Source organism: Microbacterium azadirachtae (assembly GCF_000956505.1).
In the GTDB taxonomy this organism is placed as follows: domain Bacteria; phylum Actinomycetota; class Actinomycetes; order Actinomycetales; family Microbacteriaceae; genus Microbacterium; species Microbacterium azadirachtae_A.
This window is the reverse complement of record NZ_JYIX01000034.1, coordinates 206,920-219,479: the sequence shown is the minus strand read 5'-3', so window position 1 is coordinate 219,479 and position 12,560 is coordinate 206,920. Positions and strand designations below refer to the sequence as shown.

General features: G+C 71.3%; 13 protein-coding genes. 9 read left to right on the top strand and 4 right to left on the bottom strand.

Translation table 11 applies throughout. The annotated features are described in order from the left end of the window. Nucleotides 1–59: 59 nt before the first annotated feature. On the bottom strand, nucleotides 60–1,046 hold the full coding sequence (locus tag RS86_RS09915) for a LacI family DNA-binding transcriptional regulator (protein WP_045272059.1): 987 nt from the start codon (nucleotides 1,044–1,046) through the stop codon (nucleotides 60–62). 106 nt (nucleotides 1,047–1,152) lie between these two features. On the opposite strand from RS86_RS09915, the gene RS86_RS09910 reads away from it, so the two are divergent. The 8 genes from RS86_RS09910 to RS86_RS09875 all read left to right on the top strand — a co-directional run bounded on the left by RS86_RS09910 (nucleotide 1,153) and on the right by RS86_RS09875 (nucleotide 8,797). Continuing rightward, on the top strand, nucleotides 1,153–2,145 hold the full coding sequence (locus RS86_RS09910) for an alpha/beta hydrolase fold domain-containing protein (RefSeq protein WP_235281734.1): 993 nt from the start codon (nucleotides 1,153–1,155) through the stop codon (nucleotides 2,143–2,145). Continuing rightward, complete coding sequence (locus RS86_RS09905; protein ID WP_052680194.1) at nucleotides 2,142–3,119, top strand: alpha/beta hydrolase; 978 nt, start codon at nucleotides 2,142–2,144, stop codon at nucleotides 3,117–3,119. Before RS86_RS09910 ends, RS86_RS09905 begins: the two co-directional genes overlap by 4 nt. 21 nt (nucleotides 3,120–3,140) lie before the next feature. Beyond that, a complete protein-coding gene (locus tag RS86_RS09900; protein WP_052680193.1) occupies nucleotides 3,141–4,430 on the top strand; it encodes an MFS transporter in 1,290 nt (429 codons plus the stop codon). 69 nt (nucleotides 4,431–4,499) lie between these two features. After that, nucleotides 4,500–5,180 carry a TetR/AcrR family transcriptional regulator gene (locus RS86_RS09895; protein ID WP_052680192.1) on the top strand — a complete coding sequence of 227 codons (681 nt, stop codon included), beginning with the start codon at nucleotides 4,500–4,502 and terminating at the stop codon, nucleotides 5,178–5,180. Continuing rightward, nucleotides 5,177–6,559: an amidase gene (locus tag RS86_RS09890; protein WP_045272058.1), complete on the top strand. Its 1,383-nt coding sequence runs from the start codon at nucleotides 5,177–5,179 to the stop codon at nucleotides 6,557–6,559. Before RS86_RS09895 ends, RS86_RS09890 begins: the two co-directional genes overlap by 4 nt. Beyond that, nucleotides 6,556–7,530, top strand: coding sequence for an amidohydrolase family protein (locus tag RS86_RS09885; RefSeq protein ID WP_045272122.1), 975 nt, complete (start codon nucleotides 6,556–6,558; stop codon nucleotides 7,528–7,530). Before RS86_RS09890 ends, RS86_RS09885 begins: the two co-directional genes overlap by 4 nt. Next, entirely contained in the window at nucleotides 7,527–8,435 is a 909-nt protein-coding gene (locus RS86_RS09880) for an NAD-dependent epimerase/dehydratase family protein (RefSeq protein WP_045272057.1), read from the top strand. The genes RS86_RS09885 and RS86_RS09880 overlap by 4 nt, the downstream gene beginning before the upstream one ends. Continuing rightward, nucleotides 8,432–8,797, top strand: a complete 366-nt coding sequence (locus RS86_RS09875) for a cupin domain-containing protein (RefSeq protein ID WP_045272056.1) — start codon at nucleotides 8,432–8,434, stop codon at nucleotides 8,795–8,797. The genes RS86_RS09880 and RS86_RS09875 overlap by 4 nt, the downstream gene beginning before the upstream one ends. A 42-nt stretch (nucleotides 8,798–8,839) precedes the next feature. Here the strand turns inward: RS86_RS09875 and RS86_RS09870 are convergent, their stop codons facing one another. Continuing rightward, complete coding sequence (locus RS86_RS09870) at nucleotides 8,840–9,670, bottom strand: class I SAM-dependent methyltransferase (protein ID WP_045272055.1); 831 nt, start codon at nucleotides 9,668–9,670, stop codon at nucleotides 8,840–8,842. Nucleotides 9,671–9,874: 204 nt separating this feature from the next. Beyond that, entirely contained in the window at nucleotides 9,875–11,098 is a 1,224-nt protein-coding gene (locus RS86_RS09865) for a DNA polymerase domain-containing protein (protein WP_045272054.1), read from the bottom strand. A 166-nt stretch (nucleotides 11,099–11,264) separates the two neighbouring features. On the opposite strand from RS86_RS09865, the gene RS86_RS09860 reads away from it, so the two are divergent. Further along, on the top strand, nucleotides 11,265–12,152 hold the full coding sequence (locus RS86_RS09860; protein ID WP_045272053.1) for an alpha/beta hydrolase: 888 nt from the start codon (nucleotides 11,265–11,267) through the stop codon (nucleotides 12,150–12,152). Nucleotides 12,153–12,223: 71 nt separating this feature from the next. On the opposite strand, the gene RS86_RS09855 is transcribed toward RS86_RS09860, so the two are convergent. Continuing rightward, nucleotides 12,224–12,403, bottom strand: coding sequence for a hypothetical protein (locus RS86_RS09855; protein WP_045272052.1), 180 nt, complete (start codon nucleotides 12,401–12,403; stop codon nucleotides 12,224–12,226). Nucleotides 12,404–12,560 lie beyond the last annotated feature (157 nt).

Genomic DNA, 12,560 nt, shown 5'->3' with positions numbered 1-12,560 from the left:
GAATGGTTCCCGGAGTCTTCTGACTCCGGTCAGACACGGTTCCGCACCGGAGCCCGCGCTCAGGCACTCGTTCGCACGATCAAACTCGGCGCGAGTTCCATCCGCTGGATCGATCTCGTCGGCTGGGCGATCGTGTCGATGAGCATCTCAAGGGCGAGCCGGCCCGATTCCTCGAAGGGCTGACGGACGGTCGTGAGGTCGAGGGTTTGGGCGAGCGGGCCGTCGTCGAAGCCCAGGATCGCCACGTCACCGGGTACGGAGAAGCCCTCTGCGCGCAGGCCGTGCCAGGCGCGGGCGGCGAGTTCGTCGTGGTTGGCCATGATCGCGGTCGGCGCATCGGCGCCGGACAGGACCTCGCGCAGGCGTGCGGTGGGATCCGCGTCGAGCTCGCACACGATCGGGGTGATCCTGACGTGGTCGGACAGGCCGCGCATGCGCAGCTGTCCGGCGGCGATGTAGTCGCGCGAGAGGAGCGGCTCGCCCAGGTAGACGACGTGGTGATGACCGCGCGCGCGAAGATGCTCGCCGGCGAGGCGTCCGCCGGCCTCGTCATCGAGGAGGACGACCGGCGGATCCTCGCCGACCGGACGGGCCCGGCGCACATCCACGAGGACGAGGGGGAGCGCGGCGTCACGGCTCGCCCGGAGCGCGGCGCTGCCCAACGGCACCCCCATCACGATGAGTCCGTCGATCCCACCGCGTGCCGGCAGTGCGTCCAGGAGCGGCGCCTTGGCGCTGGCTGCGGACGGGAGGTCGTGGGCGGCGAGCTCGATCGCGGTCTCGCGGGCGCGGAGGAGCATCCCGGCGAAGCGCCGGAAGTACGTCTGGTAGGTGGTGAACGGTGCGGCGACCGCGATCCTCATGCCCGCGACGGGACGACGGGCGGAGGCCGTGCGATAACCCAGTGCGCCCGCGGCGGCGATCACCTTCACGCGCGTCTGCTCGCTCACCCGATGCGGCGCGTTGATCGCGAGCGAGACGGTCGAGATGCTCACCCCGGCGCGCTCGGCGACCGTGTAGATGGTCACCTTCGGGGATCCGCGCATGCCCTTGCCCTCTCGTTGCAAAAGTTCTTCATCGAAGTACTTCGATGCCCACACAATAGTGCCGAGACCGAGGGAGGTCATCAGGATGGCGCGGAACAGGCCGAAGATGGACGCATTCGTCGAGGCGGTCGAACGGCGGCTCGCGCCGCTGCAGCCGCCGCAGGGGAAGACGGCGCAGGAGCGAAGGCGCAACGCGGCCGCGTTCGATCCGGTGATGACGGCAGAGCTCGGAATCGCGCCGGTTCCCGCCGCCACCGAGGAGCACACGATCCCCGTGCCAGGGCATCCGGACGCGCGGCTGCGGGTCTACTGGCCGACGCCGGAACGCGCCGCCGAAGATGCAGGGCTGCCCGTCCTGGTCTACTTCTTCGGGGGAGGTTTCGAGCTCGCCGGAATCGACTGGGTGTGGTGGGATGCGATGTTCCGCGAGCGCGCCAGGGACGCCGGGATCATCGTCGTGGCCGGCGAGTACTCGCACGCGCCCGAGGTGACCTACCCCGCCCAGCCCGAGCAGTGCTGGGCGGTCTTCGAATGGGCGGCGACCCACGCCCGCGAACTGGGCGGGGATGCCGACCGGCTCGCGCTGGGCGGCGGATCGGCCGGCGGCAACCTCGCCGCGGCGACCGCGCTGATGAACCGGGACCGGAAGAACCGGCCAGTGCGACTTCAAGTGCTGGAGATGCCGCTGCTGGACACGACGGGCGCGCACCTCGAACCCGAGGCGCAGTCCTCCCTCGTGCCCAAGGCGCTGTTCCGCCGGTTCGCGCGCGGCATCATCGCCCAGTACCTCGGCAAGGATCCCGCGACCGCCCGCGAGCCCTACGCCTCGCCGCTGCGCGCCCCCTCCCTGCGAGGCCTTCCGCCCGCGGTCATCTACACGGCCGAGCTCGACGCCCTGCGCGGAGACGGCGAGGCCTACGCCCGGGCGCTCGCCGATGCGGGAGTGCCCGCGACCTGTCTGCGCGTGATCGGGCAGAGTCACGGATCGGGGACCTACCGGGGTCACGTCCCCGCCGCGGATCACCTGCACCGCGAGCTCGTGGCGGTGCTGCGGACGCTGCATGACGAACCGGTCGTCTACCCGGACGTCGCGCGATGAGCCTGCCCGCCGAACTCGCCCTCGATCCCGGCATCCTCGGCTGGATCGCCCGCATCGAGGAGATCTCGCCGGGGCTCCCCGGGCTGAAGAGCCGGGACCCGCTCCTGCGACGCGCCGCCGAACGCCGGCTCTCCGATCTGCTGGCCGTCGATGCGGTGCTGCCGGTTCCCGATGGCGTGGACCGAGAGGACCTCGTCATCCCCGGGCCTCGCGGGCCGATCCGTATGCGGCGGTACCGCCGTGGTGGCGAGACAGGTCCCCTCCCGTCCCAGCTCTGGCTGCACGGAGGCGGTTTCTTCGGCGGTTCGGTCGACGAGCAGATCAATGAGCGGCTGTGTGCGCGCCGCGCTCTGGACAGCGGCGTGCAGATCTTCTCCCTCGAGTACGGTCTCGCGCCGGAGCATCCCTACCCGGCCGCCAGCGACGACGCGGTCAGGGCGCTCGAAGCCCTGATCGGCGGCGGTGCGCGGCTCGGCGTGGATCCGGCACGGGTGGGGATCGGCGGCAACTCCGCGGGGGCGGCGATCGCCGCGAGCACCGTGCTGCGCCTTCGCGGGAGCCTCCCGCTCGTGCACATAGCCCTCGAGGTCCCCGCCCTCGCACTGCGCCCCATGGGCCACGCGGCGGAGCAGGCCGGAGAACCCTGGCGCGAGGAGTTCGCGTGGGTGGCGGGGCTGTACGTCGGCCCGGACGGGCCCGTGGACGGCGATGCCTCTCCGCTCGACGCGGATGACCTCTCCGGCTTCCCGCCGACACTGATCTTCGTCGGCGAGCACGATCCGCTCCGCGACGGCGGGATCGCCTTCGCCGCGCGACTGACGGAGGCCGGCGTCGAGACGGAGCTCGTCGTCGGTCCAGGACACCTCCACGGCACTCCCGGCCTCACCGCCGTCTTCCCCGGTGCGCGTGCGTGGCAGGCGCAGCACGCGCAGGAACTCACCCGCGCCTACCGATCCGCACCGTCTGCGGCCTGAACCGATTCCGAGGAGGAGACGATGACGTCCCCAACCACACTCGAGCCCGCGGATCCCTCGGGCCCGCCCGTCCTGGGCGGCATCCCGGGCTCGCCGCAGCCCCGCGGCTTCCTCGTCGCCTTCGTCGCCGCCTGGTTCGGGCTGAGCCTCGTGCTCGGCACGCTCATCGGCGCATCGATCCCCAAGATGCTCGCCTTCGCCGACGAGGGAGCCAAGGGCGTCGAGCTGTCGATCGTCGCGGCCATCGGGGGCGTGATCGTCATCCTGATCACCCCTCTGTTCGGACGCCTCAGCGACCGCACGATGTCGAAGTTCGGCAAACGGCGGCCATGGATCCTCGTCGGCGCGGTATCGGGCCTCGCGGGTGTGCTGGTGCTCGCCTTCTCGACCGAGCTCTGGCAGATCGTCCTCGGATGGGCGATCGCGCAGACCGGCTATGGGGCCGCCAACGCCGCGGTCCATGCGCTTCTCGCCGATCAGATCCGCACGAGCATCCGTGCACGGGTGTCGGCGGCCGCGAGCGCGGCGAACGCGATCGCGCTCGTCGTCGGCGCGGCGCTCGTCGCGGCCCTGCCCAACGACGAGCAGTGGACCTGGTTCGTCGTCCCCGGCGTCATCGGGACGCTGCTCTGCGGGATCCTCTTCTTCTGCCTGCACGACATCGTGCGCACCGATCGGCCGCCGCGCTGGCGATGGTCCGACGTGCTGGCGACGTACTGGCTGAACCCCGTGCGATACCGCGACTTCTTCTGGGCATGGGCATGCAGGATGCTCGTGACCATGTCGATCCTGACGGTGTCGACCTATCTCCTCTTCTTCATCATCGACCGTCTCGGGGTGCCGAAGGAGAGCGCTTCTGGGCTGTTCGCGATGGTCGTGCTCATCTTCACGGGCGCCAGCGTCGTCACCACCCTGGTCTTCGGCTGGATCTCCGACCGCACGGGCCGGCGCAAGGCGATCGTCTGGGTCTCCGCCCTGCTGTCGGCCGCCGGGCTGGTGCTGGCGGCCGTCGCGCCGGACCTGCCGGTCTTCCTCGTGGCGATGACGCTCGTGGGCGCCGCGCAGGGATCGTTCGTCTCGGTCGACATCGCGATGATGACCGAGGTGCTTCCCACCTTCGAGGAGGCCGGGAAGGATCTCGGCATCGTGGCGCTGTCCTATCAGGTGCCGCAGGTCCTCGTTCCGGTGCTCGCCATCCCGCTGCTCGCGATCGGCGGGGGCGGACAGAACTACTCCGCACTGTTCGTCGCGGCGATCGTCTTCGGCGCCCTGGGCGGACTCGCCGTGCTCCCGATCAGAGCCGTGCGCTGAGGCCAGACCTTGTAGGGGGGATCTCGGCGTGAGCGGGAATAGAAACTTAACTCATCAGTTAAGTTCTGCATGACCATCACCACGGATCGGGATCACGGGCTCCGCAAGGACTGCGGACTCCCGGAGCTGAATGTCGGCACGCCGCGCGCAAGGGAACGCCTCGTCGCCGTGCGCGCCGCGGCGGTCGTGGAGTTCCGCCAGCACGGGTTCCTCGGCGGATCTGTCGATGACATCGCGCGTCGTTCCGGCGTCTCCAAGCCCACGATCTACGCCTACGCCGAGACCAAGGAGCGGCTCTTCCTCGATGCGGTCGGCGATGCGCTCATCGCCGCGTACGCCGGCCTCCCCGACGTGGGCCCGTGGTCGGATGCGGACTCGGCGCGCACTGCTCTGCGCTCCTTCCTGCTCGCGTGGGCGCAGCGGCTGCTGGAGCCCGCCACGATCGATCTGCGCCGCACAGTGATCGGCGAGGCGGAGCGCTTCCCGCAGCTGGCCGAACTCTGGGCGCGTACGAACGCGGCATACGGTGACCGTCCGCTCGCCGATGCGCTCGCGATGATGGCGCGCGAGGGTCTGCTCGCACTGCCCGACGGCGACCTGCCGCTGCGTCAGCTCATCGCGATGGGCATCGGGGCTCCGCAGCTCGTCGCGACCTTCCGGCCGAAGGACTTCGACCGATCGGAACTCCCCGTGGTCACCGCGGGTGCGGTGTCCGTGTTCTGGGGGCACTACGGAAAGGACGCACGATGAATCTCGACGAATACGCCGACCTGGACGCGAAGGCGGCGGCCGCAGCGATCCGCGCGGGGGAGACGACTCCGGCGGAGCTCGTGGAGCTCGCGCTCGCCGCGGCGGAGCAGGTGGATCCGGTGCTCGGCGCGATCGTGGAGACCTGGGCGGATCCGGAACCGGTGCTCGGCGACGGACCGTTCGCGGGTGTGCCGATGCTGCTCAAGGACATGGGCGCGCCGATCCCGGGACGTCGCATGGAGATCGGGTCCCGCCTCGCCGCCTCGCTCATGCCGGTGCAGCGAGCGGCGCTCGTCGACCGATTCCGGGCGGCGGGGCTCGTGCCGCTCGGGCGCACGACCGTGCCGGAGTTCGCCGCGGCCGTGGTCACGGAGTCCACGGCCACCGGCGCGACCCGCAACCCGTTCGCGCCGGACCGCTCGCCCGGCGGGTCGAGCGGCGGCAGCGCCGCAGCGGTCGCCGCGGGCGTGGTGCCGATCGCGCACGCGACCGACGCGGCGGGGTCGATCAGGGTGCCGGCGGCGCACACCGGACTCGTCGGGCTCAAGCCGACCCGTGGCGCCGTCTCGTGGGCTCCCGACCCCGATCCCGTCGAGGGCCTGGCCGTGCCGTTCGCGGTGACCCGCTCGGTCCGCGACGCCCAGACCCTGTTCGACGCAGTCGCCGACTCCACGGCGCCGGCCGTGGACCGGCGGCTGCGGATCCTCCTCACCGACGGTGCTCTCGGCTCCCGGGCGGTCGACCCTGCGTCGTGGCGCGCGGCGGAGGCGGTGGCGGAGGCGCTGCGCGATGCGGGTCATGAGGTCGTCACCGGCCCCGTCGACCTCGGGGTCACCTGGGCGACGCACGCGCACGCGACGGCGGTGATCTGGGCCGCCACGACCGCGGAGTGGGTCGACGCGATCGCCGCGGCGCTGCAGCGCGATCCCGCAGGGCTGCTGGAGCCGCAGACCGCGGCGCTGCATTCGTACGGCGCCTCGCTCACCGACGCGGATCGGGCCGCGGCGTGGGAGGACGCCGGCACGCTGATCCGCGGCGTCGATGCACTGTTCGGCACCGTCGATGCGGTGCTGTCGCCGACCACGCTGGCCCCGGCGCCGCGGATCGGGGAGTTCGGGCGCGGCGCGGAGCGCGATTCGGGGGAGGAGTGGCTCATGAGGTCGCTCGAGGCCGCGCCGCTCGCCTCTCCGGCCAACGTCACCGGGACGCCTGCGATCAGCATCCCCGGCGGTCTCGACAGCTCGGGCGTGCCGCTGGGCGTGCAGCTCTGGGCGGCACGGGATCGCGACAGGCAGCTGCTCCGGCTGGCCGCCGAGGTGGAGGAGCGGCTGCCGTGGCGCGATCGACGGCCGCGGGTGCGAGCGGGGGCTGCGCGATGACCGCCCCGGTCGTGGACGTGCACGCGCACCTGTGGACGCACGCCTACCTCGACCTGCTGGCGGAGTCCGGCGTCACGGGGTTGGACATGTACCGGGCGCTCGGCGCGACCGACGAGCCGGGCGACCTCGCTCAGCGCTTCGCGCAGATGGGCGAGGCGGGGATCGACCTGCAGATCCTCTCCGCCACTCCGCTCGTGCCGCACCTCGATGACGCCGCGGCCGCCTCCGCAGCCGCTCGTCACGTCAACGACGAGTACGCCCGGCTGGTCGAGCGCCACCCCGACCGGTTCCGTGCGTTCCTCGCGCTCCCGCTTCCGCACATCTCCGACGCTCTCGCCGTGCTGGATCGGCTGGCGGACGAGGCCTTCGTCGGCGTCGCGCTCACGACCGACATCCTGGGCGCGGCGCTCACCGACCCCGCATTCGATCCGCTCTTCGCTGCGCTCGACGCCCGGTCGGCCACGGTGCTGATCCACCCGGTCGGCGCGGATGCGCGCAGCCCGCTGATCGCACAACGCCCGATGCGCTGGGCGGTCGGAGCGCCGATCGAGGACACGATCGCGATGGCCGATCTGCTCCTCACCGGGCACCTCGCGCGGTTCCCGCACATGAAGGTCATCGGCACGCATCTCGGCGGTGCGCTGCCGATGCTCCTTCCCCGGATGCGGGCCCAGCAGCCCTGGGAAGCCCCTGATGCCCCCGAAGCCCCGGACGTCGCTGCGCGGCGGGCCTGGTTCGACACCGTGACGCACGTGAACCCGGCGGCGCTGCGGGCCGCGGCGGAGGTGCTCGGCGCCGACCGGCTGATGCTCGGCACCGACTATCCGTTCCAGTCGGCCGGAGAACTCCTCGCCGACGTGGCGCAGCACGACGCGGTGCTCACTGCGGCCCAGACCCGGACTGTGCGCGCGGGGAACGCCGATGAGCTGTTCGACCTGCGCTGGACAGGCGGAGCGGGGGCGGGGGCATGAGCGTCCACGTCGTGCTCGGCGCCAGAGGGGTGATCGGGCAGGAGACCGTCGCGGCGCTCGCCGGCGACGCCGACGAGGTGGTCGCCGTCGCGCGGGGCCCCGTCGTCGTGCCGGACGGCGTGCAGACGCGGCAGGCGGATCTCCTCGACGCCGCGCAGACCCGCGCGGCCGTTGCAGGAGCCGACGTGGTGCACCTCGTGGCCGGCCTCCGGTACGACCACACGGTCTGGGCGCGGGAGTGGCCGGTGATCGTGCGGAATGCGGCAGTGGCGGCGCGGGACGCCGGCGCGCGGCTGATCTACCTTGACAACGTCTACGCCTACGGCCGAGTGCAGGGGCCGATGCGCGAGGACACGCCCCTGCGGCCGATCAGCCGCAAGGGCCGGGTCCGTGCCGAGGCGAGGGAGCTGCTGCTGTCCTTCCCGAACGTCGTCGTGGGTGTGGCCGCCGACTTCTTTGGGCCCGGCGCGCGCACGAGCGTGTTCAATCGGCTGGTGATCGACGCGCTGGGCCGCGGACGCGCGGGGCGGTGGCTCTTCGACGCAGGATTGGCGCATTCGATGACGTACACGCCCGACATCGGCAGCGGGCTGGCGGCGCTCGGCCGCTCGAGTGAGACAGGCGTCTGGCATCTGCCGACGGCGGAAGCCCTCCGCGGCGTCGACTACATCGACATCGCCGCAGGAGGGCCCGGTCGCGCGCGGGTTCTGACCCGGGGTCTCCTGCGCCTCGCCGCCCTCGTCGACCGCGAGGCGCGGGAGACCCTGGAGATGGGGTACCAGTACGAGCATCCGTACCTGTTCGACTCCTCCGCCTTCGAGCAGCGCTTCGGCATCGCTCCCACTCCCTTCTCCGTCGGAGTGCGACGCGCGATCGAGGCGGAGCGACCTAGGCTCAGGGCATGACAGACGATGTTCGCAACGTGCACGACGCCCTTTCTGCGGTCGCGGAGCATTGGCAGCCGCATCGGCTGGCCAGCATCAACGACTACGACGTCAAGGTCGTCAAGCTGCAGGGCGAGTTCGTCTGGCACTCGCACCCGGAAACCGATGAGCTGTTCCTGGTGGTGAGCGGGCAGCTCGTCATCCAGCTCCGTGATCGTGATGTCGTCCTGAATCCGAACGACGTGTTCGTCGTGCCGCGGGGCGTCGAGCACTGTCCGAAGGCGGTGGGCGAGGTCCACGCGATCCTGTTCGAGCCGCAGGGCACGGTCAACACCGGAGACGTCGGCGGCGACCGGACCGCCCCGTTGCGCGAGCTGGACTAGCTGTCATACCCGAGCCCGTGCTTGAACAGGTCGCCGCTCCGGTCAGCGTCGCGCGGTGACCACGAAGGCGCGGATCGGGGTGCGGATCGGCCCGGCGCCGAACCGCTGTGCGAGGAGCTCGGCCGTGATCGCCTCGATGCGGGCGCGGGTCTCGTCGCCCAGAGGTTCGAGCTCAGCGCGCATCGGGCTGCCGTGCGGGATCGCCGCGGCGGCTGCGGCGGCAGACTCGGCGACGCCCACCAGCTCCACGGCTTCGATCGCCTCGACGATGAGTCCGCCGGCTTCCGCATCCGCGCGGATCCTGCCCGGGTCGTGATAGCCATGTGCGACGCGAGTGATCACGTTCGGCGGCGCATCCGGAAGCACCCGGCGGTAGGCCTCGTCGACCGCGAGGGCGACGGCGTTGGTCTTGATCGAGTCCCAGGCGGAGAACAGGTAGGTGCCGCCCGGCCGGAGCACACGTCGCACCTGTGCGTGCGCGGCCGGCCGATCGGGGAAGAACATGACCCCGAACTGGCACACGACGAGGTCGAAGGACGCGTCGTCGAAGGGGAGCGCCTGGGCGTCGGCCGTCTGCCACCTGACGTCCGGGGCGCCAGCGGGACGGGGCGCACCGCGCGCCTCGGCGACGGCGAGCATGCCCGGGTTGAGATCCGTCGCGATCAGCGTGGTCTCCCGGGGCAGCGCAGCCGCGAGTCCACGTGTCACCGCACCCGTACCCGCGGCGAGTTCGAGCACCGCGGACGGACCCCGTGCCACCGCGCGAGCGACCATGTCGTCGGCATAGGGCTGGAACATGAGCGGCACCATGAGCTGCTCGTAGGCATCCGGAACCCCACCCCGGAACAGCTTCGCCGCGGCGTCGTCGGCCATCTCGGCCTCCATCCTCTGCCGACCGTTGTACGCCGCTCGCGCAGCGCTGTCCAGCGATCGCGGGAGTGCGGCCTCGCCACCCGCCCCGCGTGCCGGCGCACCACCCGCGAGACTCCATCTCCGCGACGAGACTGCGCGCGAAAGCTGCAGTCTCGTCGCGGAGATGGAGTCTCGCGGATCGAAGGGCGGGCGTCAGGAGCAGCGTCAGCCGGGCCAGACCTTTCCGGCCCAGGGGTCGTAGTCGGCGAGCAGGGGCTCCTGCGGCGGGCGCTGGTCCTCCGGGACGTGCTGGAGATTGATGCGCACGCGGTACCAGAGCGAACTCGATCCGCGCATCCCGTCGACCAGGACGTCGGCAGGATGCAGCAGCGATGAGACGGAGGCATGCGCCGCGCGCCACTGCTCGAGCGCGGCGAGCGCCTCGGGCTTCGTCTTCGTGCGGGCGATCTCGATGAGCGGCATGCTCGAGGCCCGGCGGCCGGATCCGTCGGATCCGCGCGGCGGCTTCTCGGCGGGTCCCAGCTCCTCGGCCAGGGCGAGCACCGCAGACAGCGACCCCGCCTCCTCGTCGATGCCCCGATGCGGGTCGCCGATCTCCGCGAACCGCGCGCGCACGGTCGGCACCGTGAACTCCTCCGGGCGCCGCATTCGCACCTCGTCCCACGCGAGCGGCGTCGACACGCGCGCATCCGGGAGCGGCCGGATCGAATACGCGGAGGCGACCGTGCGGTCCTTCGCGTTCTGGTTGAAGTCGACGAAGACGCTCTCGCCGCGCTCCTCCTTCCACCAGCGCGCGGTCGCGAGTCCCGGTGCTCGGGCCTCGACCTCGCGCGCGAGAGTCTCGGCGGCGAGGCGCACGGACGCGAAGTCCCACTCCGGCCGGATCCGCACGAGGATGTGCATGCCCCGGGAGCCGCTCGTCTTCGGCCAGCCGACGAGGCCGCAGTCGTCGAGGACCTCGCGCACAACGAAGGCGGTGTCGACGATCTGCGACCACTCGACGCCGGGCATCGGATCCAGATCGACTCGCAGCTCGTCCGGGTGGTCGAGGTCGCCGGCGCGCACCGCGTGCGGGTTGAGGTCGAGGCAGCCCAGGTTGACGATCCAGGCGAGCCCCGCGGCGTCGTGGAGGACGGCTTCCTCCGCGGAACCGCCCGACGCGTAGCGCAGCACCGCCGTGCCGATGAAGGACGGATGCTCTGGCACGCGCTTCTGGAAGAACGGCTCGGCGTCGATGCCCTTCACGAACCGTTTGAGCACCATGGGCCGGCCGCCGGCGCCGCGCAGCGCGCCGTCCGCGACCGCGACGTAGTACTCGACGAGGTCGAGCTTGGTCAGCCCCGCCTGCGGGAAGACGACCTTGTCGGGGTGCGAGACACGCACCTCCGTGCCGTCGATCTCGATGAACGTCTCGGCTCGCCCTGCCATGGACCCACGTTAGATCGCAAAGGTCTACCGTGGCGAGAGGGGCGAGGAAGCCCGACCGCGGCGACCTGCGATCAGTCGGCGCCGGAGCATGGCGATGTCCTTGTGCTCCCCGGCGCGAAGCCGTAATCTACAACCGATTAGTTGTATTTGAGACTTGGAGGATCCCATGGCGAACGACGCCGCAGCCCGCGCAGTCATCACGCACACGGTCGGGGAGGGCGAGGACGCGATCACGTATGACGTGCACGGCGACCTCGCGACGGCGACGGCCGAGCGCCCCGCGCTGTTCCTCTTCGGGGCGCCCATGGACGCGACGGGGTTCGCGATCCTCGCCTCGCACTTCGGGGACCGTCCTGTCATCACGTACGACCCTCGCGGTGCCGGGCGCAACCCGGTCGGCACTTCCGACCTCACGGTGCAGCGGCATGCCGACGATCTGCACCGCGTGATCGCCGCACTGCGCGTCGGCCCGGTGGACGCCTTCGGGAGCAGCGGCGGGGGCGTGAACCTGCTCGCGCTGCTCGCCATCCACCCCGGCGACGTGAACGTCGCGGTCGCGCACGAACCGCCCGTGGCCGGTTTCCTGCCCGATCGGGAGGCCGTGCTCGCGGTCGTCGCCGATCAGAAGCGCACCTACGCGGCAGAGGGATCCGGCCCTGCGCTGGCGAAGTTCATCCAGTTCGTGATGTTCGACGGCCTGGTCCCGGGCGACTACCTCGACGGGCCCGCGGCGGATCCGAGCATGTTCGGCCTCCCGACGACGGACGACGGCGGGCGGACGGATCCGCTCTTCCGCAACATGCCCTCGACCCTCGCTTACGTGCCGGAGATCGCGCAGCTCCAAGACTTCGGTGAGCGTCTCGTGATCGCGTTCGGCGCGGAGTCCGGCGACACGATGCCGGCGCGTGCCGCACGCTCGGTCGCGGCGGCGCTCGGGGGCGCGGCCACCGAGTTCCCGAGCAACCACGGTGGCTTCACCGAGCAGCCGGGCTTCCCGAGCGATCCGGTCGGGTTCGCCGCGCGCCTGCGCGAGGTGCTCGACGCACGGCGCTGACGGGACCGAGCGCGCCGCGCCCAGGGCCGGGATTGCGCCACGGCTGTGGTGCGCGCGTGCGCGCGTTCTCGTCAGGAGGCCTGGGGGAGGATCCGCAGCGCGACCAGCATCTTCATGAGCGCGCCCTCGCGGCGGGCCGGGATGTGGAAGTCGGGGTCGACGTCGATGAGCGGATAGATCGCTGCGCGTCGCTCGGAGGCGCCCTGGTGCTCGGGGCGGTGGTCCTGCGTGTCGGGGGTCTGGGGCATCATCGCCTCTTCTCTCGCTTTGAATTCCGAATGATGGAATTGCTCTATCGGATAATGAAATCGTAGGATGATTCGAGTCGAGGGTCAAGAGTTCCCTCCTGGATGTGCCGGTTTGTGGCTTCGTTTCCCAGCCGATTGACAGGAATCCGGTATTCTGGCT